General features: G+C 67.2%; 20 protein-coding genes and 1 pseudogene. 14 read left to right on the forward strand and 7 right to left on the reverse strand.

What is annotated here, in order from left to right; translation table 11 throughout:
- Positions 1 to 170: 170 nt before the first annotated feature.
- The gene (mnmE, locus tag ACTDI4_RS02285) at positions 171 to 1,496 is read right to left on the reverse strand and encodes a tRNA uridine-5-carboxymethylaminomethyl(34) synthesis GTPase MnmE (protein WP_442839606.1); all 1,326 of its coding nucleotides are present in this window, start codon (positions 1,494 to 1,496) and stop codon (positions 171 to 173) included.
- Positions 1,497 to 1,582: 86 nt separating this feature from the next.
- On the opposite strand from mnmE, the gene ACTDI4_RS02290 reads away from it, so the two are divergent.
- Positions 1,583 to 3,643 (forward strand): thioredoxin domain-containing protein, encoded by a 2,061-nt coding sequence (locus ACTDI4_RS02290; protein WP_442839607.1) that lies wholly within the window; start codon positions 1,583 to 1,585, stop codon positions 3,641 to 3,643.
- A gap of 125 nt (positions 3,644 to 3,768) precedes the next feature.
- Here the strand turns inward: ACTDI4_RS02290 and rho are convergent, their stop codons facing one another.
- The 3 genes from rho to hemE form a co-directional block, all read right to left on the reverse strand.
- Positions 3,769 to 5,031: a transcription termination factor Rho gene (gene rho, locus ACTDI4_RS02295; protein WP_442839608.1), complete on the reverse strand. Its 1,263-nt coding sequence runs from the start codon at positions 5,029 to 5,031 to the stop codon at positions 3,769 to 3,771.
- A gap of 171 nt (positions 5,032 to 5,202) precedes the next feature.
- Positions 5,203 to 5,739 carry a protoporphyrinogen oxidase HemJ gene (hemJ, locus tag ACTDI4_RS02300; RefSeq protein WP_442839609.1) on the reverse strand — a complete coding sequence of 179 codons (537 nt, stop codon included), beginning with the start codon at positions 5,737 to 5,739 and terminating at the stop codon, positions 5,203 to 5,205.
- Entirely contained in the window at positions 5,736 to 6,767 is a 1,032-nt protein-coding gene (hemE, locus tag ACTDI4_RS02305; protein WP_442839610.1) for a uroporphyrinogen decarboxylase, read from the reverse strand. Before hemE ends, hemJ begins: the two co-directional genes overlap by 4 nt.
- A 400-nt stretch (positions 6,768 to 7,167) precedes the next feature.
- Between hemE and ACTDI4_RS02310 the strand changes: the two genes are divergently transcribed.
- The 5 genes from ACTDI4_RS02310 (at position 7,168) to dnaQ (ending at position 10,940) form a co-directional block, all read left to right on the forward strand.
- Positions 7,168 to 7,989 (forward strand): pyruvate, water dikinase regulatory protein, encoded by an 822-nt coding sequence (locus tag ACTDI4_RS02310; protein WP_442839611.1) that lies wholly within the window; start codon positions 7,168 to 7,170, stop codon positions 7,987 to 7,989.
- A 143-nt stretch (positions 7,990 to 8,132) separates the two neighbouring features.
- Positions 8,133 to 8,732 (forward strand): Maf-like protein, encoded by a 600-nt coding sequence (locus ACTDI4_RS02315; RefSeq protein ID WP_442839612.1) that lies wholly within the window; start codon positions 8,133 to 8,135, stop codon positions 8,730 to 8,732.
- On the forward strand, positions 8,725 to 9,567 hold the full coding sequence (locus tag ACTDI4_RS02320) for a shikimate dehydrogenase (RefSeq protein WP_442839613.1): 843 nt from the start codon (positions 8,725 to 8,727) through the stop codon (positions 9,565 to 9,567). Before ACTDI4_RS02315 ends, ACTDI4_RS02320 begins: the two co-directional genes overlap by 8 nt.
- Positions 9,564 to 10,184: a dephospho-CoA kinase gene (gene coaE, locus ACTDI4_RS02325; protein WP_442839614.1), complete on the forward strand. Its 621-nt coding sequence runs from the start codon at positions 9,564 to 9,566 to the stop codon at positions 10,182 to 10,184. Before ACTDI4_RS02320 ends, coaE begins: the two co-directional genes overlap by 4 nt.
- Positions 10,185 to 10,235: 51 nt before the next feature.
- Positions 10,236 to 10,940, forward strand: coding sequence for a DNA polymerase III subunit epsilon (gene dnaQ / locus ACTDI4_RS02330; protein ID WP_442839615.1), 705 nt, complete (start codon positions 10,236 to 10,238; stop codon positions 10,938 to 10,940).
- A gap of 58 nt (positions 10,941 to 10,998) precedes the next feature.
- On the opposite strand, the gene secB is transcribed toward dnaQ, so the two are convergent.
- The gene (gene secB / locus ACTDI4_RS02335) at positions 10,999 to 11,487 is read right to left on the reverse strand and encodes a protein-export chaperone SecB (RefSeq protein ID WP_442839616.1); all 489 of its coding nucleotides are present in this window, start codon (positions 11,485 to 11,487) and stop codon (positions 10,999 to 11,001) included.
- 94 nt (positions 11,488 to 11,581) lie between these two features.
- Entirely contained in the window at positions 11,582 to 12,082 is a 501-nt protein-coding gene (locus tag ACTDI4_RS02340; RefSeq protein WP_442839617.1) for an FxsA family protein, read from the reverse strand.
- 170 nt (positions 12,083 to 12,252) lie between these two features.
- Here ACTDI4_RS02340 and ACTDI4_RS02345 point away from each other — a divergent pair, with 170 nt between their 5' ends.
- From ACTDI4_RS02345 to ACTDI4_RS02360, 4 genes are read left to right on the forward strand one after another with little or no spacing between them, the layout of a single operon-like run.
- Positions 12,253 to 12,960: a Tim44/TimA family putative adaptor protein gene (locus tag ACTDI4_RS02345; protein ID WP_442839618.1), complete on the forward strand. Its 708-nt coding sequence runs from the start codon at positions 12,253 to 12,255 to the stop codon at positions 12,958 to 12,960.
- Between the two features lie 35 nt (positions 12,961 to 12,995).
- On the forward strand, positions 12,996 to 14,108 hold the full coding sequence (gene mltA, locus ACTDI4_RS02350) for a murein transglycosylase A (RefSeq protein WP_442843241.1): 1,113 nt from the start codon (positions 12,996 to 12,998) through the stop codon (positions 14,106 to 14,108).
- The gene (locus ACTDI4_RS02355; protein ID WP_442839619.1) at positions 14,105 to 14,635 is read left to right on the forward strand and encodes a Smr/MutS family protein; all 531 of its coding nucleotides are present in this window, start codon (positions 14,105 to 14,107) and stop codon (positions 14,633 to 14,635) included. Before mltA ends, ACTDI4_RS02355 begins: the two co-directional genes overlap by 4 nt.
- Positions 14,636 to 14,648: 13 nt before the next feature.
- Positions 14,649 to 15,014, forward strand: coding sequence for a helix-turn-helix domain-containing protein (locus ACTDI4_RS02360; protein WP_442839620.1), 366 nt, complete (start codon positions 14,649 to 14,651; stop codon positions 15,012 to 15,014).
- 20 nt (positions 15,015 to 15,034) lie between these two features.
- On the opposite strand, the gene ACTDI4_RS02365 is transcribed toward ACTDI4_RS02360, so the two are convergent.
- Positions 15,035 to 15,244, reverse strand: a complete 210-nt coding sequence (locus ACTDI4_RS02365) for a DUF1674 domain-containing protein (protein ID WP_442839621.1) — start codon at positions 15,242 to 15,244, stop codon at positions 15,035 to 15,037.
- A 117-nt stretch (positions 15,245 to 15,361) separates the two neighbouring features.
- Here ACTDI4_RS02365 and htpX point away from each other — a divergent pair, with 117 nt between their 5' ends.
- From htpX to purH, 4 genes and pseudogenes are all read left to right on the forward strand, one after another.
- Positions 15,362 to 16,378, forward strand: coding sequence for a zinc metalloprotease HtpX (gene htpX, locus ACTDI4_RS02370; RefSeq protein WP_442839622.1), 1,017 nt, complete (start codon positions 15,362 to 15,364; stop codon positions 16,376 to 16,378).
- A pseudogene (locus ACTDI4_RS02375) lies at positions 16,375 to 17,779 on the forward strand (RsmB/NOP family class I SAM-dependent RNA methyltransferase). Before htpX ends, ACTDI4_RS02375 begins: the two are co-directional and overlap by 4 nt.
- 77 nt (positions 17,780 to 17,856) lie before the next feature.
- Complete coding sequence (locus tag ACTDI4_RS02380; protein ID WP_442839623.1) at positions 17,857 to 19,581, forward strand: heparinase II/III family protein; 1,725 nt, start codon at positions 17,857 to 17,859, stop codon at positions 19,579 to 19,581.
- 94 nt (positions 19,582 to 19,675) lie between these two features.
- A complete protein-coding gene (gene purH / locus ACTDI4_RS02385) occupies positions 19,676 to 21,292 on the forward strand; it encodes a bifunctional phosphoribosylaminoimidazolecarboxamide formyltransferase/IMP cyclohydrolase (protein WP_442839624.1) in 1,617 nt (538 codons plus the stop codon).
- Positions 21,293 to 21,299 lie beyond the last annotated feature (7 nt).

Here is a 21,299-nt window from a genome sequence, read left to right on the forward strand (position 1 = left end):
ATGTAGATGCGGCAGAGATGTTCCGTTGGCGGCGCGCTGTCAAGTTCATGCCTGTTTCACGTGAAACTTATTTGCCGCGACCTGCCGGCCGACAGAGCATGTTTCACGTGAGTCACCCGCAGCGACGCAGATTGAGCCCTCGCCAGTGTCGTATTTGTGTTTCACGTGAATCACTTGCCGATGCAGAACTGCGAAAAGATCACGTCCAGCAGATCCTCGACGTCCACGGCACCAAGAATCCGCCCCAGCCTGTCGGCTGCCAGCCGCAGATCCTCCGCGCGCAGCTCCGTCATCGTCGCGTCCGCAGCCACGGCCCGCTCCAGCAGTTCCCTGGCCTCGCCGAGCAATTCGACATGGCGCAGGCGGGACGGCAATATATCGCCCGCCTGTCGTGTCGCGTCATCGGCACGGCGTCCGATCTCGCCAACCAGCCTCTCCAGCCCCGTGCCGGTCATTGTTGAAATCTCGAACGCATAGTGACGCTCCCCCGCCCCCTCCGGCCCAAGCAGATCGGATTTGGTGCCCACGCGAAGAAGCGGAGCGTCGATGTCGCGCAAATCGGTTTCCACCGGACCCGCCATGTCTTCCAACAGCAACACAAGCTCCGCCGAACGCGCGCGCGCCTTGGCGCGCTCCATACCGATCGCCTCCACCTTGCCGGCTGCGCGGCGCAGGCCCGCCGTGTCGGTCACCCGAACCAGAACGCCTTGCAGATCGAGCGACACTTCCAGCAGGTCGCGCGTCGTGCCGGGCTCGTCGGTGACGATGGCCGCCTCGCGCCTTGCCAGCGCATTGAACAGGCTCGACTTGCCGGCATTGGGCGCGCCGAGAATGACGACATCGAAGCCGTCGCGGATGATCTCCGCCGCATGATAGCCCCGGACATGGCGTTCGATCTCCTGCGCCAGGGCGGCCACGTCGGCCCAGACCACATCCGAGACCGAGCCGGGAACGTCGCTTTCGTCGGCGAAGTCGATTTCCGTCTCGATCATGGCCCGCGCATGGATAAGACGGCGGCGCCAGTCCGCGTAAAGCCTGCTTTGCACGCCGCCGGCATTCCGCACGGCAAAGCGCCGCTGCGCTTCCGTCTCGGCGCCGATCATGTCGGCCAGGGCTTCGGTCTCGACCAGATCGAGCTTGCCGTTCAGGAACGCCCGGCGCGTGAATTCGCCGGAGTCGGCCTGGCGCACGCCTTCGATCGCGGTCAAAGTCCGCAGCAAGGCGGCCACCACGGCCCGGCCGCCATGGGAATGGAATTCCGCCACGTCTTCGCCGGTGAAGCTGTTCGGCCCGGGGAAGAAGAGCACCAGCGCCGTGTCGATGACCGAACCGTCGGCGGATCTGAGCCGCCGCAGCGCGGCCTTGCGTGCCTCGGGCACATCGCCGGCGATCGTTTCGAGGGCGAATCGAACCCGCGGCCCGCTCAGCCTTACGACGGCAACGCCCGACGGCAGCCTGCCGCTCGACAGCGCGACGATGGAATCCTGGAAATGCATTTGCCCGTCCACGAAAACCGCCCTAGCCTTATGGCCGTGAAAACAACGGCCAGGAACCCATTGGCCGGGAACGCAGGGCCTACGCCGTGACCTCTTTGCCCGACCCTCAGTTGCCACCCGAGAACCTGCTCGGACAGGAAGCGAGCCCCTATCTGCGCCAGCATGCCGAAAACCCGGTGCACTGGCGCGCCTGGTCGCCGGCCGCGCTGGCGGAAGCCGCAGCGCTGGACAGGCCGATCCTGCTTTCGATCGGCTACGCCGCGTGCCACTGGTGCCATGTCATGGCGCACGAAAGCTTCGAAAGCCCCGAGATCGCGGCCGTCATGAACCGTCTCTTCGTCAATATCAAGGTCGATCGCGAGGAACGGCCGGATATCGACCAGGTCTACATGGCAGCCCTTTCGGCAATGGGCGAACAGGGCGGCTGGCCGCTCACCATGTTCCTGACCCCGCAAGGCAAGCCGTTCTGGGGAGGGACCTATTTTCCCCCGCAAGCGCGCTACGGGCGGCCCGGCTTCGTGCAGGTGCTGGAAGCCGTGGACCGGGCCTGGCGGGAAAAGAAGGAAAGCCTTAACCATAGCGCCGACGGCCTGAGCGCGCATGTCGAGACCCGCCTTTCCGGCAGCCGGCCGAAAACCCCGCTCGATCCGTCCACGCTGCCGGCCCTTGCCGAAGGCATTTTCGGCATGGTCAACATGCAGGGCGGCGGCCTGCGCGGCGCGCCCAAATTCCCCAACGCCCCGTTCGTGCATACGCTGTGGCTGTCCTGGCTCGGCGATCGCAACGAGGCCCACCGCGACGCCGTTCTGGCCAGCCTGCAAAAGATGCTGGCCGGCGGCATATACGACCATGTCGGCGGCGGCCTGAGCCGCTATTCCACCGACGCGGAATGGACGATCCCGCATTTCGAAAAGATGCTCTACGACAATGCCCAGCTCCTGCGGCTGTGCAATTGGGCCTTCGCCGAGACCGGCAACGATTTGTTCCGGGTCCGAATCGAGGAAACCGTCGCTTGGATGCTGCGCGAGATGCGCAGCGAGGGCGGCGGTTTCGCCGCCAGCCTCGACGCCGACAGCGAAGGCGAGGAAGGGCTTTTCTATTGCTGGAGCCAAGAAGAGGTCGACGCCGCGCTGGGAACGGACGCCGCCCTCTTCCGGCGCTGGTTCCTGCTCGACCGTCCAGCGGCATGGGAGGGCAAGCCGGTCATCCGCCAGTCCGATGCCCAACAGGCCGCGGAACTCGCCGATCTCGACAAGGTTGCCACGCTTAAGCGCGCCCTGCTGGCCGACCGCGAAAGCCGTATCCGGCCCGGACGCGACGGCAAGGTGCTGACCGACTGGAACGGGCTGGCGATCGCCGCGCTTGCCGAATGCGGGCGTGCATTTTCCCGCCGCGACTGGATCGAGGCGGCGGCTTCCGCCTTCCGTCACATCGATTCGGCCGCGCGGGAAGGCCGCCTCTCCCACTCCATGCTTGACGGGCAAAAGCTGTTCCCGGCGCTTTCCAGCGACTATGCCGCCTTCGCCAACGCCGCTATTTCCCTGCACGAAGCGACGAGCGACCCCGTCTATGCCGCCAAGGCGCGGCACTATCTCGAGCAACTCGACAGCTGGCATGCGGACGAGACCAGCGAAAGCCATTTTCTGACCGCCTCCGATGCCGGAGATGTCCCCATCCGCATCCGTGGCGACGTGGACGAGGCCATCCCCTCGGCCTCCGCCCAGATCGTCGAGGCGTTCGTGCGCCTGGCCGCGCTGACCGGCGACGAGGAATTGCAAAAAAGGGCCTGGGCGGTCGCCGAGAGTGCTGCGGGGCGCGCTGTCCATCAACCCTACGGCCAGGCGGGAATCGTCAATTCCTGCGCGCTCGCTTTGCAGGCGATGAAGCTTGTGGTGATCGACGAAGCCGGCACGCCAGGCCTCGTTCCGGTGGCGAATCGAAATCCCGACCCGCGCCGCGTCGATATTTTTGTCCCCATAGGCTCAGCCGACGGCCCATCTGTTTTGCCGGGCGGTGCCTTGCCGAGAACCGACCGGGCCGGCGCCTATCTGTGCACCGGCCAGACCTGCCTGCCGCCGATCGCCGATCCGCTTGAACTGGAGGAAAGGCTGCGCAGTGGTGGAGGCGAACACAACACGATCCGCTGATCGGCTTTGTCGGGAAAGCCTCGCGGACCCCTGCCGCACGACAAAAAACGGCGCCCGTCATGCGGGCGCCGGTAACAGACCAGTATCGATGAAGCCATGCCGCCGATGGCGGCGCGGCCTGACGATCAGGTGTTCATGGAATCGAAGAAGTCGGAATTGGTCTTGGTCTGCTTCAGCTTGTCGATGAGGAACTCGATCGCGTCGGTCGTGCCCATCGGCGCCAGGATGCGGCGCAGGACAAAGATCTTCTGCAGGTCGGAACGCTGCACCAGCAGGTCTTCCTTGCGGGTGCCGGACTTGAGGATATCCATGGCCGGATAGATGCGCTTGTCCGCCACCTTGCGGTCGAGCACGATCTCGGAGTTGCCGGTGCCCTTGAACTCCTCGAAGATCACCTCGTCCATGCGGCTGCCGGTGTCGATCAGCGCGGTGGCGATGATGGTCAGCGAACCGCCCTCCTCGATGTTGCGCGCTGCGCCGAAGAAGCGTTTCGGCCGCTGCAGGGCGTTGGCGTCGACACCGCCGGTCAGCACCTTGCCGGAAGACGGCACCACGGTGTTGTAGGCGCGGCCGAGGCGGGTGATGGAATCCAGCAGGATGACCACGTCGCGGCCATGCTCGACCAGGCGCTTGGCCTTCTCGATCACCATCTCGGCCACCTGCACGTGGCGCACGGCCGGCTCGTCGAAGGTCGAGGACACCACCTCGCCCTTCACCGAACGCTGCATGTCGGTGACTTCCTCCGGCCGCTCGTCGATCAGCAGCACGATGAGGTAGCATTCGGGGTGGTTGGCGGTGATCGAATGGGCGATGTTCTGCAGCAGCACCGTCTTGCCGGTGCGCGGCGGCGCCACGATCAGGCCGCGCTGGCCCTTGCCCAGCGGCGCCACCAGGTCGATGACGCGCGCCGACAGGTCCTTGGTCGGCGCCTCGATCTCCATCTTCAGCCGCTCGTTCGGATAGAGCGGCGTCAGGTTGTCGAAATGGATCTTGTGCCGGATCTTTTCCGGATCGTCGAAATTGATGGTGTTGACCTTGAGCAGCGCGAAATAGCGCTCGCCTTCCTTCGGGCTGCGGATCGGCCCTTCCACCGTGTCGCCGGTCTTGAGCGAGAAACGCCGGATCTGCGAGGGGGAGATGTAGATGTCGTCCGGCCCCGGCAGATAGTTGGCATTGGCCGAGCGCAGGAAACCGAACCCGTCCTGCAACACCTCGACCACGCCGTCGCCGATGATCTCCACGTCCTGGGCCGCCAGCTTCTTCAGGATGGCGAACATCAGCTCCTGCTTGCGCATCACGCTGGCGTTCTCGACCTCGAGCGATTCGGCGAACGCGATCAGATCGGTCGGCTTCTTGTTCTTGAATTCCTGGAGTTTCATTTCCTGCATGGATAGACTCTGAGATCCGCTGGGGAGAAGGTATCGGCGGTAGGCGACAGATGCCGGGGGGCGCGGCCGGGACTTGATCCTAGGAACGGCGGCGCTTGACGGGAAGGAAGACCCGTCTTTTATCTTTGCTCCCGATAAAGAGCAAGACGCCTTTTGGCGCCGAACCCTTCGTCAGAACGGCTTGACGATCACCAGCACGACGATGACGATCATCAGCAATGTGGGTATCTCGTTGACGATCCGCCAGTGCCTGGCGGGCTTTTCGTTGCGATCCTCGGCGAATTTCCGCACGCCGGCCGAAAGGTAGCCGTGCACGGCCGACATCGCCACGACCAGGGCGATCTTGGCGTGCAGCCAGCCGCCGGAAAAAGCGAAGCCCTTCCAGGCCAGCCACAGGCCGAAAGTCCAGGTCACGATCATCGCCGGATTGATGATGCCGCGCAACAGGCGCCGCTCCATCACCTTGAAGGTCTCGGACTGCACGGAGCCCTTCTCGGCATCGGCATGATAGACGAAGAGCCGCGGCAGATAGAGCATGCCCGCCATCCAGGAGATGACGGCGATCACATGGATCGCCTTGGCCCACGGGTAGAAGCCGTTCGGCGCCAGCCAGAACAGCAACCCCGCCAGAACGAGGAATATCGCGATGGCTGCGATCGCCCGTTTCAGCGCATTCGCGCCGCTGCCCCGCGTTTCGGCTGCCGTCATCCCTGTATGCTCCTCACCTGCCTCACCATCGCCTCGACATGGGCGATCGGCGTCTCCGGCGTTATGCCGTGGCCCAGATTGAAGATCAGCGGACCGTCGCCGAGCGCGCGCAGGATCGCATCCACGCCCTCGCTCAGCGCCTTGCCGCCGGCGACCAGCCGCAGGGGATCGAGATTGCCCTGCACGGCACCGCCGCGCTGCAGGTCGCGCGCGGCGGCGAGCGGTACGGTCCAGTCCAGGCCCAGTCCCTGGATGCCCGTCTTTTGCCGATAGCCGGAATAGCGGTGCCCCGCTCCCTTGGGAAAGCCGATGACCGGCACATTGGGATGCACCGCATGCACCCGCCGCACGATCTCGGCCACCGGCTCGACGCAGAACGCTTCGAAGCACGCCTCGTCCAGCACGCCCGACCAACTGTCGAAAATCTGCACCGCGTCGGCGCCGGCCTCGATCTGGCGGATGAGATAGGCGGCGGATTGTTCGGCCAGTATCCGGAGCAACCGCGCGAACGCCTGCGGCTCGCGATAGGCGAACAGCCGCGCCGGCGCCTGGTCGGGCGTGCCGTGCCCGGCGATCATGTAGGTGGCCACGGTCCAGGGCGCGCCGCAGAAGCCGATCAGCGTCGTCTCGTCCGGCAGCTTCTTCCGCAGCCTGCGCACCGTCTCGTAGACCGGCGCCAGATTCACGTGAAACGCCTCGGCGTCCAGTTCCCCCACCTCGGCTGCCGTGATCGGGGTCAGGACCGGCCCGCGTCCTTCCTCGAAGGCGACCCCGCGCCCCAGCGCGTGCGGCACGACGAGGATATCGGAGAACAGGATCGAGGCGTCGAAGCCGAAGCGCTCGATCGGCTGCAGGGTCACCTCCACCGCAAGGTCGGGATTATAGCACAGGTCGAGGAAGCCGCCGGCCCGCTTGCGGGTCTCGCGGTACTCCGGCAGGTAGCGGCCTGCCTGACGCATCATCCAGATCGGCGGCGGAAACACCGTCTCGCCTCCCAGCACGTCGAGCATGATCCTTTTGCCAGTCATGACCTCGCCTTCACTGCCCATCTCTTAAAACAAATAGAGATTCAAAAAGAGTCTTCTGATTCTATGACTCTGTTTGAATCGGGAATGCCCGTCTGTCCATCTTCGGGCTGCAAAGCGCCAGCCGCCATAGTGTCGCGTCCTTTTCTCTCCCGAGGGGAAAACTCTGCGGAAATTCCGGATTCACCCATGTGAATCAGCAATTTGCACTCGTTCCGCGGAAAAGCCGTCCTGTGGATGGCAGCGTGGCTTTGTCGCTCTCCACGATCTTGTCCCCAGCTGTGGGAAAACTTCTACAGCACCCCGAATTGTGGACAAAGCGGCTTCTGATACAGTCGCTCCCGGCAGGTCCGTCCTTTCCTCCCGGCTTGTCCACATCAGCCCACAGGCAGCGAAGAATCCCGTGAACAAACCCCAGAGCTTCTTTCATCTGCATCTGATTTCGGATGCGACCGGCGAAACCCTGCTGGCGGCGGGCCGTGCCGCGTCCGCGCAATACAAGGACGCGCGCGCCATCGAGCATATCTATCCGCTGATCCGCACGGAAAAGCAGCTCATGAAGGTGTTCGAGGATATAGAGGAGGAGCCGGGCATCATCCTCTACACGGTGGTGGACCAGACGCTGGCGCGGCGCATCGACGAGCGCTGCGCTTCCATGGGCCTGCCCTGCGTGTCGGTGCTGGAGCCGGTGCTGGCCGTGTTCCAGTCCTATCTCGGCGCGCCGGCCGGCCGCCGCGTCGGCGCCCAGCATGTGCTCGATGCCGAATATTTCCGCCGCATCGACGCGCTGAATTTCACCATGGAGCACGACGACGGCCAGCTTCCTGCGGATATGGAAGAGGCCGATATCGTGCTGATCGGCATTTCGCGCACCTCCAAGACGCCGACCAGCATCTATCTGGCCAATCGCGGCATCAAGACCGCCAACATCCCGATCGTGCTCGGCGTGCCGATCCCCGAAAGCCTGATCGCGTCGCACAAACCGCTCGTCGTCGGCCTGGTGGCCACCGCCGAGCGCATCTCGCAGGTGCGCCAGAACCGCGTGCTGGGCACCACCACCGGCTATGATTCGGCCGGCTATGTCGACCGCGCGTCGATCAGCGAGGAACTGACCTATGCCCGCCAGATCTGCACCCGCCACGGCTGGCCGATGATCGACGTCAGCCGCCGCTCCATCGAGGAGACGGCCGCGGCCATCGTTGCCCTGCGCAACAAGTCGCGATAGAGCATGGCCCGGAAAAGCGTCCCTCGGTTTTCGTATGAAAACCGGGCTCCAGCGACGTGACGGAACGCAACCAAACGCAAGGAACGTGGTTTTGCGCTAAGGTCGCCCTGCGACCCTCAAGCTACAGAAAAGGACAGGCGGCCATGGCTGAAAAACTCATCCTCGCTTCTGCAAGCCCGTTCCGGAAGGCGCTGCTGGCCAACGCCGGCATCGACGTCGAGGCCGTTCCGGCCCAGGTCGACGAACGGGCGCTGGAAGCGCCCTTGAAGGACAGCGGTACCTCGCCGGAGGACGTGGCGCTCATTCTGGCGGAAGCCAAGGCCTTGGATGTCAGCGAGCGCCGGCCGGGCGCGCTCGTGCTCGGCTGCGACCAGACGCTGTCGCTGGGCGACGAGATCTTCCACAAGCCGGCCGACATGGAAGGCGCGCGGCGCCACCTGCTGGCCCTTTCCGGCAGGACGCATCAGTTGAACAGCGCCGTCGTCCTGGCGCGCGACGGCCAGGTCCTGTGGCGTCATGTCGGCGTTGCCAGCCTGACCATGCGCAAGCTCGATCCCGCCTTCATCGGCCGTCATCTGGCCCGCGTCGGCGACAAGGCGCTGCAGAGCGTCGGCGCCTACCAGATCGAGGGCGAGGGCATCCAGCTCTTCGACAGGATCGAGGGCGACCATTTCACCATTGTCGGCCTGCCGCTGCTCGCATTGCTGGCCGAACTGCGCAAGCTGGGGGCTCTGGATGGCTGAATCGGCAAGCAAGGCGTTCGTCGTCGGCCACCCCATCGCCCATTCGCGCTCGCCGAAGATCCACGGCTATTGGCTGAAGCAATATGGGATTGCGGGAAGCTACGAACCGGTGGACGTGGCGCCGGCCGATTTTCCCGCCTTTCTGTCAGGGCTTCGCCAGGCCGGTTTTGCCGGCGGCAACGTCACCATTCCGCACAAGGAAGCGGCCTGGGCCTTGGCCGAGCTTCGCGACGAGGCTGCCGAGGCGATCGGCGCGGTCAATACGCTGTGGTTCGAAGGCGGCCGCCTTGCCGGCGGCAATACCGACGCGCACGGCTTTGCCGCCAATCTGGACGAATATGCGCCGGGCTGGGCCCGGAACGGCCCGGTAATGGTGCTGGGCGCCGGCGGCGCCGCGCGCGCGGTGATCCATGCCTGCCTGCAACGCGGCGTTCGCGAGGTCCGCATCCTCAATCGCACCCCGGCGCGCGCGCAGGAACTGGCTGACCGCTTCGGCGCCGGCGTTTCGGCGCATCCTCTGGCGGCGGCGGCCGAGTTCCTGCCCGGGACCGGCCTGCTCGTCAACACGACCTCGCTCGGCATGCACGGCAATTCCGAGATTCCGGTCGATCCTTCCGTCATGCCCGACCAGGCGATCGTCACCGACATCGTCTATGTGCCGCTGGAAACGCCGCTTCTGGCGGCGGCCCGCACGCGCGGGCTGAAGACGGTGGACGGGCTGGGCATGCTGCTGCACCAGGCCGTGCCCGGTTTCGAGCGCTGGTTCGGCATCCGCCCGCAGGTCACCCCGGAACTACGCGCCCTCGTCGTGGCCGACCTGGACGCCGGCGCGTGATCGTCGTTGGCCTCACCGGCTCGATCGGCATGGGCAAGTCGGCCACCGCCCGCATGTTCGCCGAAGCCGGCGTGCCGGTGCATGATTCCGATGAGGCCGTTCATCGCCTCTATGCCGGCGCGGCCGTCCCTCTGGTGGAAGCCGCCTTCCCCGGAACCGCCGTCGACGGCGTGGTCGACCGGGCAAGGCTTGGCGGCCATGTCCTCGGCGATCCTGCGGCATTGAAGAAGCTGGAAGCGATCATCCATCCGCTGGTGCGCGCCGATGCGGATGCTTTCCTGCTCCGTCATCGCACTGCTGGCGCGCCGCTTGTCCTGCTCGACATCCCGCTGCTGTTCGAGACCGGGGGACGCGGGCGTGTCGACAAGGTCGTGGTCGTCAGTGCCCCGGCCGACATCCAGCGTACGCGCGTGCTGGCGCGCCCGGGCATGACGGCGGAAAAGTTCGAGCAGATCCTGGCTAGGCAGGTGCCGGATGCGCAGAAGCGGCGGATGGCCGATTTCGTCATCGACACTGGCCACAGCTTCGACCAGACGCGCGCCGCCGTCGCGACGGTGATCGCCGAGCTCCTGAAAGGCGTCCCTGGCGGGGACAACGCCGCCGCGCCGCCGCCCTGAGCTTGCGCCGGCCTTCGCCAGGCTACATGCTGGGGCGAACGGAGCGAATCGATGCGCGAGATCATTTTCGATACGGAAACCACGGGCCTCGATGCGCGCGAGGACCGCATCATCGAGCTGGGCTGCATCGAACTGGTCAACCGGTTTCCGACCGGGCGCACGTTCCACCACTACATCGACCCGCAGGGCCGCCAGATCCATGCCGACGCCCAGGCCGTTCACGGCATCGGCGCCGCCGATCTGGTCGGCAAGCCCAAGTTCGGCGACCTTGCCGAGGAGTTCCTGGAATTCATCGACGGCGCCAAGCTCGTCGCCCACAATGCCGGCTTCGACATGGGCTTCATCAACGCCGAGTTCGCCCGCCTGGGCCATCCCGCCGTCGGGCCGGAACGGGTGGTGGACACGCTGGCGCTGGCCAGGCGCAAGCACCCCATGGGGCCGAATTCGCTGGATGCGCTGTGCCGGCGCTACGGCATCGACAACAGCCATCGCAGCAAGCACGGGGCGCTGCTCGATTCCGAGCTTCTGGCCGAGGTCTATATCGAACTGATCGGCGGCAAGCAGGCCGCGCTTATCCTGGACAGCATCGCGCTTCCGGTCGCCGCCGATGGCGTGGCGGAAGCGACGGCGGTCGCCCTTTCCGTGCGGCCCTCCCCCCTGCCGCCGCGGCTTACCGACGCCGAACTGGCTGCGCATGCCCGCCTGGTGGAATCGCTCGGCGAAAAGGCGCTGTGGGCGCAGATGCGGTCGCAATAGGATAAGAAAAACCCGGCGGGAGCCGGGTTTGTCGTCGGGAAGATTTCGGCGGGAGCGTTCAGCTCACCTTCGTCTTGGCCTGGTCCTCGGCCAGCTTCTGCTGGAACATCTGGGCGAAGTCGATCGGGTCGAGCATCAGCGGCGGGAAACCGCCGTTGCGCGTGGCGTCGGCGATGATCTGGCGCGCGAAGGGGAACAGCAGTCGCGGGCATTCGATGAACAGGAGCGGCAGCATGTGCTCCTGCGGGAAGCCGGCGATGTTGAACACCCCGCCATAGACCAGCTCGACATTGAACAGCACGTCGTTTTCGAAGGACGCCTTGGCGTTCAGCGTCAGGTTGACGTCGAACTGGCTTTCGGAAAGCGGATTGGCGTTGACGTTGACATTGATGGCGATGCCGGGCGCCTTGTCGCGGCCGCGCAGCGAATTCGGCGCGCCTGGGCTTTCGAAGGACAGGTCCTTCACATATTGGGCCAGCACGTTGAGCGTCGGCTGCGCGCCGTTGCCGTTGGTTGCGCCGCCGGGCGCTTCGTTGTTCTCGGCCATCAGCCCTGTTCCCTGGTGCGGGCCGCGCGGGCCCGAATTGAAATCGGCCGTTGGCTATCACGGCCTGCGGGCCAAGACAAGGTTTTGCACCGCTTCAGTCGCCGCCGCCCAGGCGGCGCCAGGGCGAATCCGGATCGGGACGGCCGTTGCGGTCCTGGCGCGAAAAATCCTCGTCATCAAGATCGATGGTCGGGCCGCGCCGGCGCCGGGCGAATCCGGCGGCGCCGAAATCGGTCATGACCGTCACGCGGGTTTTCACGAAGCCCCAGGCAAGGTTCCGCACCGGCGGCAGCAGCAGGAGAAGCGCGGCGATATCGGTGATGAAGCCCGGCACGATCAGCAGCAGCGCCGCGATCACGATCATGGCGCCATGGGCGAGCTGGCGGCTGGGATCGTGCCCGGCGTCGATCTCGCGGCGCACCTTCTGCATCACGCCGAAGCCCTGGTGGCGCAGCAGCATGGCGCCGCCGATGCTGGAAGCCACCACGAGGCCCACCGTGGCCAGGGCGCCGATCTGGCGCCCGACCACGACGAAACCGGCGATTTCCGCCAGCGGAAGCGCGAGCAGGAGAAGAGGCAGGATCGAAATGCGCAAGCGGCAGTTCCTTCTTGGCCGTGATCGAACGGACGGCGGGGCGTATCTGCTCAGATAGGCATGCTTGCCTTTGATTTGAATGATTGCGCGGCGCGTTCTATATGGTTTGATGATTGGGCGCCATGCGGCGGCATGGCCGGTGGCCGGACAGGAACCTAATGGCGCAGGATATGGCATTTTTTGACTTGGGCACGATATTCTTCCTGGTCGCGGCGGTGGTGATCTTCTACCAGTTGCGCAACGTGCTTGGTCGCCGCACCGGCAGCGAGCGCCCGCCCTTCGATCCCTATTCGGCCAACCGCTCCCGCGACAAGGATGCGCCGCAGGCGCCGGAAAACGTCGTCGCCTTGCCGCGCAAGCGCGCCCCGGGCGAACCCGCTTCCGACGTATATGCGGCGATCGACGCCTTCGCCAAGCCCGATACCGACCTCAACAAGGGCCTGCGCGCGGTCAAGGACAACGATCCGGCCTTCGATCCCAAGGGCTTCGTCAACGGCGCCAAGATGGCCTACGAGATGATCGTGATGGCCTATGCCGACGGCGACCGCAAGACGCTGAAGAACCTTCTGTCGCGCGAGGTCTATGACGGCTTCGTCGCCGCGATCGCCGAGCGCGAGGCGAAGTCCGAGAAGATCCAGTCCTCCTTCGTCGGCATCGACAAGGCCGACATCACCGCGGCCGAGATGAAGGGGTCGGAAGCCCATGTCACGCTGCGCATCGTCAGCGAGCTGATCTCCGCCACGCGCGACAAGGCGGGCGCCGTGATCGACGGCGATCCCGAGACCGTCGCCGAGGTCAAGGACGTGTGGACCTTCGCCCGCGACACGCGCTCGCGCGATCCGAACTGGAAGCTGGTCGCCACCGAAGCCGAAGACTGAGCGCATCCGGCGAGGGATCACGGGGGGTGCCGGTCGTGCCGCTTTCGCCATTGTTCCGGCAAGCCGCCTTCGCCGATCTGCCCGGCTGGGCCGACGACGACCATCTGGCCGCCTTCGCAGCCTTTCGCCGCTCGGCCCTGCATGTGCCGGCAAAACCCTATCGCACCGGCAGCCTGGGCGTCGACTTTTCCGCCTTCGCCGAAGCCTACGCGGCCGCGCGCACCGTTTCATCGGCGAAGCCGTGTGAGGCTCGCGCCTTCTTCGAGACCTTTTTTGTCCCCGCGCGCGTCTCCTCGGAAGATGGCGGCCCGGGCCTCGTCACCGGCTTCTACGAGCCGGAGGCCGAGGCCTCGCCTATGCGGACGGAAAAATTTCGGGTCCCGCTGCTTTCCCGCCCCGCCGACCTGATCGACATCGACGACGCCAACCGCCCCCCTGGCATGGACCCATATCTCGCCTTCGGGCGCGAGACGCCGCAGGGTCCGGTCGAATATTTCGACCGCGGCCAGATCGAGCGCGGCGCGCTGGCGGGCAAGGGGCTGGAGATCGCCTGGCTGGCCGACAAGGTCGATGCCTTCTTCATCCATGTGCAGGGCGCGGCGCGCCTGCGCCTGCCCGACGGTGCCTTGCGGCGCGTCACCTATGCCGCCAAGTCCGGCCAGCGCTTTTCCGGGCCGGGCCGGATGCTCGCAGACCTCGGCGAGATTCCGCTGGAAAAGGTCACCATGCAGTCGATCCGCGCCTGGCTCGCGGCTCATCCGCGGCGGGTGGACGAGATCCTGTGGCGGAACCGCTCCTATATCTTCTTCCGCGACGCGCCGGTGGACGATCCCGCCCTGGGGCCGATCGCGGCCGCCAAGGTGCCGCTGACGCCCGGCCGCTCGCTGGCCGTGGACCGGCTGCTGCACACTTTCGGCACGCCCTTCTACATCGTAGCCCCCACGCTTGATGCCTTCGGCGGCGAAAATGGTTTCCGGCGGCTGATGGTCGTGCAGGACACCGGCTCCGCCATCACCGGGCCGGCCCGCGGCGACCTCTTCGCCGGTTCGGGAGACGCGGCCGGCGAGATCGCCGGCGTGGTGCGCCACGTCGCGGATTTCTTCGCCTTGCTGCCGCGGACATTGCTCGTTTCGGGGCCGAATCGGTGACCCGGCGGGCAGACAACAGGCTCAGCGACGAGGACCGCGTCCTGTGGAGCCTCGTTGCCCGCACGGCCATGCCGTTGAAGGGCAAGGCGGCGGTCGAGGCGCCGCGGATCGCGCCCGAACTGAAGGCGCCGGTCCCCGAGCCGTCGCGGGTCCCGGTTGCGCCATTGGCGCCCAAGCCGAAGCCGCGCCATCCCCTCCATCCGATGGACGAACCGACGCTGGACAAGCTGGCCAAGGGGCGCCTGCCCATCGAGGGTCGGGTCGACCTGCACGGCATGACCCAGGACGAGGCCTATTCGCTGCTCTATTCCTTCCTGAACCGGGCGCATGCCGGCGGCATCCGCTACGTGCTGGTCATCACCGGCAAGGGCTCTTCCTCGGGCGGCGACGGGGTCTTGCGGCGCGCGGTGCCGGCCTGGCTCGCCACGCCGGCCTTCCGGGTCCTGGTTTCCAGCCACGAGCATGCCGCGCGCAAGCATGGCGGCGCCGGTGCGATCTATGTGCGCCTGAGGCGGACGCGGCCGTGACGCGGAGGGCGCCATGACCCCGCTCGGCGAGCGCATCCGCGCGCTGCGGCGCGAGCGCGGCGTCAGCCAGAAGCAGATGGCCGCCGCCATCGGGGTCAGCGCCGCCTATCTCTCCGCGCTTGAGCATGGCCGCCGCGGCGTGCCCACCTGGTCGATGATCCAGAAGATCATCGGCTATTTCAACATCATCTGGGACGATGCGGAGGAACTGCAACGCCTGGCGGAGACCTCGCATCCGCGGGTCAGGATCGACACATCCGGCCTCTCCCCGGCCGCGACCGAACTGGCCAACCTGCTCGGCGAAAGCATCGGCCGGCTGGAGGAAGACGACATAGACCGAATCGCCGCGCTGGTCCGCGCCGCACTCGGCCGCCGGTGACCGCCGGTTCAGACGGCGGATCAGAAATCCGTGGCGAGGCCCTTCACTTCCCAGTCGCCGTAGCGGCCGGGCTCCTTGCCGCCGCGCCCGCCGATCTCCTTCGGCAGCGCCGCTTCCCGGCTCAGGTAGTCGCGGCGGCGTGCCTCGGCTTCGGCCAGCGCGCGCCGTGCGGCCGGCGAAAGGTCGCGCGCCGGCACGGCTTCGCCGGCTTTCGTATCGTGCTCGCTCATTCGACATCCTTCCAGCGGATTGAAACGACGGTAACGGTTTCCCATCATATAGCGAAGTTGCGGCAGGGGAACGAGCCCCCGCCGGACGCGGCAACAGGGTCGGATACGGATCGGACGATGAACACTTTGCGCACCGCCATGCTTCTCGCCGTCATGACGGCGCTGTTCATGGGCGTCGGCTATCTGCTGGGCGGCACCGGCGGCATGGGCATCGCCTTCCTTGTCGCCGCAGGCATGAATTTCTTCAGCTACTGGAACGCCGACAAGATGGTGCTGGCCATGAACCACGCCGTCGAGGTCGATGAGAGGAGCGCGCCCGAATATTATCGCATCGTGCGCGACCTGGCCGCGCGCGCCGGCCTGCCCATGCCCAGGGTCTATCTGATCGAGGCCGACCAGCCCAACGCCTTTGCCACCGGCCGCAACCCGGAAAACGCCGCCGTCGCCGCCTCCACCGGCCTTTTGCAGCGCCTGTCGCGCGAGGAGGTGGCCGGCGTCATGGCTCATGAGCTTGCCCATGTGAAGCATCGCGACACGCTGACCATGACCATCGTGGCCACGCTTGCCGGCGCCATCTCCATGCTCGGCAATTTCGCCTTCTTTCTCGGCGGCAACCGCGACAACAACAACCCGCTCGGCTTTGTCGGCGTGCTGGTGGCGATGATCGTGGCGCCCTTCGCCGCCATGCTGGTGCAGATGGCGGTCAGCCGCACGCGCGAATACGAGGCGGACAAGGGCGGCGCCGAGATCTGCGGCCAGCCGCTGTGGCTGGCGTCTGCGCTGGGCAAGATCGCACACTCGGCCGAGCGCATTCCCAATCCGGATGCCGAGCGCAACCCGGCCATGGCGCATCTGTTCATCATCAACCCGCTGTCGGGCGAGCGGATGGACAATCTCTTCTCCACCCACCCCGACACGGAAAACCGCATCGCCGCGCTGCAGGCCATGGCCGCGCATATGGGCTCCGGCGGGAGTGCGGGTTTCTCGCCCGAGGCGGCCGCCAGGCCGGCCGGGCCGTGGGACAGGGCCGGGCAATCCGCGCCGCCGCCGCGTCCGGCGCAGCCCTCCCCCGCCAATCCCTGGGGCCGCAGTCCGACCGGGCCGAAAAACCCGCCGAAGGGTCCCTGGTCGTGAGGCGGGGCGCGGGCCCAGCCGGCAGGTCAGCGACTTCGCAATCGAAAGACACCGGGCAATCGAAAGACACCGTCGCGGCGCCTGCGCCGGGCCTGGCGGCGCGCAAGGCCGCGGCCCGGCTGCTCGCAGCCGTGGTGGATGCCAGGACGTCGCTCGACGGGCTGACCGACAACGAGCATGGCCATCCGCAATATCGCGCCCTGGACGCGCGCGACCGCGCGCTGGTGCGGGCCGTCCTGGCAAGCGCGCTGCGCCACCGCATGACCATCTCCGCCCTGCTGGCGCGCCGGCTGGAACGGCCGCTGCCGGCCAACGCCACGGCGCTCTCGCATATCCTGCACGTCGCCGCCGCGCAGATCCTGTTCCTCGACGTTCCCGACAGCGCGGCCGTCGACCTTGCCGTCACCCACGCCAAGTCCGACCCGCGCACGGCGCGGTTCTCGAACCTGGTCAACGCCGTGCTGCGCGGGCTGGCGCGCGCCAAGGCTGCGGAGCTGGAGCCGGTGCTTGCCGCCACCGACGACGCGCCGGAATGGTTCTCGCGGCGCCTGGCCGAAGCCTACGGGCCGGAAGCGGCGAAGAAAATCCTCGCCATGCACCGGCTGGAGGCGCCGGTCAACTTCACCGTCAAGGCCGATCCGGCCTTGTGGGCCGAACGGCTGGGCGGCATCGTGCTGCCCACCGGCTCGGTGCGTGTCGAAAGGCTTGCCGCTCCCGTTGCCGAACTGCCCGGCTTCGCCGAGGGCGCCTGGTGGGTGCAGGACGCCGCCGCGAGCCTGCCCGCAAGGCTGCTGGGCGACGTCGCGGGCCTGCATGTCGCGGACCTGTGTGCCGCGCCCGGCGGCAAGACCGCGCAGCTCATCCTGGCAGGGGCCAGGGTGACCGCTGTCGAACGCTTCGAAGAACCGGCTGGCGCGGCTCCGGCAGAACCTCGACCGGCTCGGCCTGCAGGCGGAAGCGGTCGTGCAGTCCGACCTGCTGGAGTTTGTCCCGGCGCGGCCTTTCGATGCCGTTCTGCTCGATGCGCCCTGTTCGTCCACCGGCACGGTGCGCCGGCACCCCGACGTGCCGTGGACCAAGACCCCGGCAGACATCGACAAGCTCGCCGACCTGCAGCAGCGCCTGCTTGCCAGGGCAGTCACCTTGGTCAAGCCGGGCGGCCGCATCGTCTTTTCCAATTGCTCGCTCGACCCGCTGGAGGGCGAGGACCTGCATCGCGCCTTCCTCGCCTCGACCGCCGCCGTGGCGTCCGATCCGATCCGGCCGGGCGAGGTCGAAGGCATCGAGCCCTTCGTGACCCCGCAAGGCGCGGTGCGCACCACGCCGGCCGGACTGGAGCTGGAGACGCCGCGGCTTTCCGGGCTCGACGGCTTCTATGCCGCCCGCTTTCGCGCCCCATAAGGTTGCCGGCAAAATCTGTCTTCGCATAAGTTCTTGAATCATATACATTGTCGCCGGGTGCGGGCCCAGTGAGGGACATGACGATCGTTGCCGACCATACGGCGCGCATATGGGCGCTCGTGGCGAAGGAATATTGGCGCAAGGCGCGGCGGCGCCTGCGTGCCGGGCCCGCATATCGCTGGCGCTATTCCGGCCGCACGCCCGAGCGCGTGCTGATTGCGCCGCCGGACCTGCGCCTTGCCGACCCGCAGATCGCGCTGGAGATCTATCACGGCCGCTTCCCGCTGGCCGGCCACATGGTGGAGACCGGCGGCGAATCGCCGTTCCAGCTCGACGTGCCCAACCGGGGCTGGCGGAAATCGCTGCACGGCTTTCGCTGGCTGCGCCACATGCGCGCCGCCGGCACCGACCTTGCCGCCGCCAATGCGCGCGCGCTGGTGAGCGACTGGATCGCCTCGCACGGCAGCCATATCGCCGGCGTGGCCTGGGACCCGGGCACGACCGCCAAGCGGGTCATCGCCTGGCTGCAGCATTCGTCCGTGGTGCTGCAGGGCGCGGAGTTTCCCTTCTACCGCGCGTTCCTGAAGTCGCTGGCCGTGCAGATCCGCTACCTGCGCTCGGTGGTGCGCGAGATGGCCGACGGCAAGGAGCGGCTGCGCGCGCGCATCGCGCTGGCCTTCGCCGCGCTCTCCCTGCCGGCGCCGCCTTCGGCGCTGCGCACGGCCACGCGCAACCTGGCCGAAGAGCTCGACCACCAGATCCTGCCGGATGGCGGCCACATCTCGCGCAACCCGCTCGCCGTGCTGGAGATCCTGGCCGACCTGTTGCCGCTGAAGCAGACCTACGCCAACCAGGCCGAGGCGCCGCCTGCCGCGCTGATGGGCGCCATCGACCGGATGCTGCCGGCGCTACGCTTCTTCCGCCACGAGGACGGCAGCCTTGCCCGCTTCAACGGCATGGGCGCGACCATCCACGACCGCATCGCGGCCGTGCTCCACCATGATGACACCGCCGGCGCGCCGCTGCTGCATGCGCCGCATTCGGGCTATGAGCGCCTGACGATGGGCGGCGTCACCGTGATCGCCGACACCGGCGGGTCGCCGCCGGTCGAGGTGGCCGAGGCCGCGCATGCCGGCTGCCTGTCCTTCGAGCTGTCCTGCGGCCGCCAGCACTACGTCGTCAATGCGGGGGTCGACACCTATGGCGCGCCCGAGTTCCGGCCGCTGGCGCGCGCCACCGCGGCCCATTCGACCGCCACGCTCAACGATTGCTCCTCGGCCCGCGTCAGCCATTCGCTGCGGCTGGGCGAGCCGTCGAGCCTGCCGCTGATCGGCGGGCCGCGGCATGTGTCGTGCAGGCGCATCGACGGCGACGGCACGCAAGGCTTCGTCGCCCGCCACGACGGCTACGCGCAGCGCTTCGGCATCGTGCATGAGCGCGAGCTGACGCTTTCCGCGCATGGCGAGGCGCTGGTCGGCCGCGACCGCTTCCTGGCCGCCGGCGGCGGGGCGATCGCCGACGACGGCCGCGACCTTGTGACGGTGCGCTTCCACCTGCATCCCGACATCAGCCTGTTCCGGGACGAGCAGGGCCGCTTCGTGCTGGCCGCCCCCGGCGCGGAACGGTGGAGCTTCACCTGTGCGGAGGTGCAGCCGGACGTGGAGGAATCGATCTATTTCGCGGCTCTCGGCGGCCCGCGCCGCAGCCGGCAGATCGTCCTGACCTTCAAGGCGTCCGAGGTGCCCGAGCTGCGCTGGCTCCTGCTGCGCAGCGGCCTTTCGAACCGGTATCGCGGGCATTGAAGCCGGCGGATCGGTTGATTTCCCTCCCACATGTGGTAGGCCGCAGCCTCGCTTCCCGATACCCCCGGCTCCCAGCTTGAGAAAGGCCGCCCCCATGGCCGTCCCGTCCAAGAACATTCCCGCTCCCGACCTCGTGCCCGTCCGGCGCGCGCTGCTTTCGGTGTCCGACAAGGCCGGCCTGGTCGATTTCGCCCGCGCGCTCGCCGGCGCCGGCGTCGAGCTGGTGTCCACGGGCGGCACGGCCAAGGCCATTGCCGATGCCGGCATCGCGGTGCGCGACGTGTCCGACCTCACCGGCTTTCCCGAGATCATGGACGGCCGCGTCAAGACCCTGCATCCGTCCGTGCATGGCGCGCTGCTCGGCGTGCGCGGCGACCCCGATCACGCCGAGGCCATGCGGGCCCACGACATCGAGCCGATCGATCTCGTGGTGGTCAACCTCTATCCGTTCGAGGCGGTGCGCGCGGCGGGCGGCGACTATGCGGCGATCGTGGAGAACATCGACATCGGCGGCCCGGCCATGGTGCGGGCCTCGGCCAAGAACCACGCCTATGTCGCCATCGTCACCGATCCGGAAGACTATGGCGCCGTGCTCAACGCGCTGGAGATGAATCTCGGCTCGCTGTCGCTGGATTTCCGCAAGAAGCTGGCCGCCAAGGCGTTCGCCCGCACCGCCGCCTACGACGCGGCGATCTCCGGCTGGTTCGCCGAGGCGCTCGCCATCGAGCATCCGGCGTGGCGCGCCTTCGGCGGCAAGCTCGAAAACGTCATGCGCTATGGCGAGAACCCGCACCAGCAGGCCGGCTTCTACGTCACCGGCGAAAGGCGGCCGGGCGTCGCCACGGCCCGCCAGTTGCAGGGCAAGCAGCTCTCCTACAACAACATCAACGACACCGATGCCGCCTTCGAGCTGGTCGGCGAGTTCGATCCGGCGCGCGCGGCGGCCGTCGCCATCATCAAGCACGCCAATCCCTGCGGCGTGGCCGAGGCCGGCACGCTGAAGGACGCCTATCTGAAGGCGCTGGCCTGCGATCCCGTCTCCGCCTTCGGCGGCATCGTGGCCGTCAACCGCCTGCTCGACGCGGAAGCGGCGGAAGAGATCGTGAAGACCTTCACCGAGGTCATCATCGCGCCGGAGGCGAGCGCGGAAGCGCAGGTCGTCATCGCCGCGAAAAAGAATCTGCGCCTGCTGGTGACGGGCGGCCTGCCCGATCCGCGCGCCGCGGGCATGCTGGCGAAGTCGGTCGCCGGCGGCCTGCTCGTGCAGTCGCGCGACAATGCGGTGGTGGACGATCTCGACCTCAAGGTGGTGACGAAGCGCGGGCCGAGCGAAGCCGAGATGGCCGACCTGAAATTCGCCTTCCGCGTGGCCAAGCACGTCAAGTCCAACGCCATCGTCTATGCCAGGGGCGGTGCCACGGTCGGCATCGGCGCCGGCCAGATGAGCCGGGTGGATTCCTCGCGCATCGCCGCGCGCAAGGCGCTAGACGCCGCCGAGGCGGCCGGCAATGCCGAACCGCTGACCAAGGGCTCCGTCGTCGCCTCCGACGCGTTCTTCCCCTTTGCCGACGGCCTGCTGGCCGCGGTGGAGGCGGGCGCCACCGCCGTCGTCCAGCCGGGCGGCTCGATGCGCGACGACGATGTCATCGCCGCTGCCGACGCGCACGGCATCGCCATGGTGTTCACCGGCGTGCGGCATTTCCGGCATTGAGCCCTTC

The organism is Mesorhizobium sp. PUT5, assembly GCF_052216645.1.
In the GTDB taxonomy this organism is placed as follows: Bacteria; Pseudomonadota; Alphaproteobacteria; order Rhizobiales; family Rhizobiaceae; genus Mesorhizobium.

What these genes read in the sequence shown, in the direction of transcription:
- mnmE (WP_442839606.1), bottom strand. Translation starts at nt 1,496, where the DNA reads ATGCATTTCCAGGATTCCATCGTCGCGCTGTCGAGCGGCAGGCTGCCG.
- ACTDI4_RS02345 (WP_442839618.1), top strand. Translation starts at nt 12,253, where the DNA reads ATGGCATTTTTTGACTTGGGCACGATATTCTTCCTGGTCGCGGCGGTG.
- ACTDI4_RS02320 (WP_442839613.1), top strand. Translation starts at nt 8,725, where the DNA reads ATGGCTGAATCGGCAAGCAAGGCGTTCGTCGTCGGCCACCCCATCGCC.
- dnaQ (WP_442839615.1), top strand. Translation starts at nt 10,236, where the DNA reads ATGCGCGAGATCATTTTCGATACGGAAACCACGGGCCTCGATGCGCGC.
- rho (WP_442839608.1), bottom strand. Translation starts at nt 5,031, where the DNA reads ATGCAGGAAATGAAACTCCAGGAATTCAAGAACAAGAAGCCGACCGAT.
- ACTDI4_RS02360 (WP_442839620.1), top strand. Translation starts at nt 14,649, where the DNA reads ATGACCCCGCTCGGCGAGCGCATCCGCGCGCTGCGGCGCGAGCGCGGC.
- hemE (WP_442839610.1), bottom strand. Translation starts at nt 6,767, where the DNA reads ATGACTGGCAAAAGGATCATGCTCGACGTGCTGGGAGGCGAGACGGTG.
- ACTDI4_RS02380 (WP_442839623.1), top strand. Translation starts at nt 17,857, where the DNA reads ATGACGATCGTTGCCGACCATACGGCGCGCATATGGGCGCTCGTGGCG.
- purH (WP_442839624.1), top strand. Translation starts at nt 19,676, where the DNA reads ATGGCCGTCCCGTCCAAGAACATTCCCGCTCCCGACCTCGTGCCCGTC.
- ACTDI4_RS02315 (WP_442839612.1), top strand. Translation starts at nt 8,133, where the DNA reads ATGGCTGAAAAACTCATCCTCGCTTCTGCAAGCCCGTTCCGGAAGGCG.
- ACTDI4_RS02365 (WP_442839621.1), bottom strand. Translation starts at nt 15,244, where the DNA reads ATGAGCGAGCACGATACGAAAGCCGGCGAAGCCGTGCCGGCGCGCGAC.
- secB (WP_442839616.1), bottom strand. Translation starts at nt 11,487, where the DNA reads ATGGCCGAGAACAACGAAGCGCCCGGCGGCGCAACCAACGGCAACGGC.
- hemJ (WP_442839609.1), bottom strand. Translation starts at nt 5,739, where the DNA reads ATGACGGCAGCCGAAACGCGGGGCAGCGGCGCGAATGCGCTGAAACGG.
- htpX (WP_442839622.1), top strand. Translation starts at nt 15,362, where the DNA reads ATGAACACTTTGCGCACCGCCATGCTTCTCGCCGTCATGACGGCGCTG.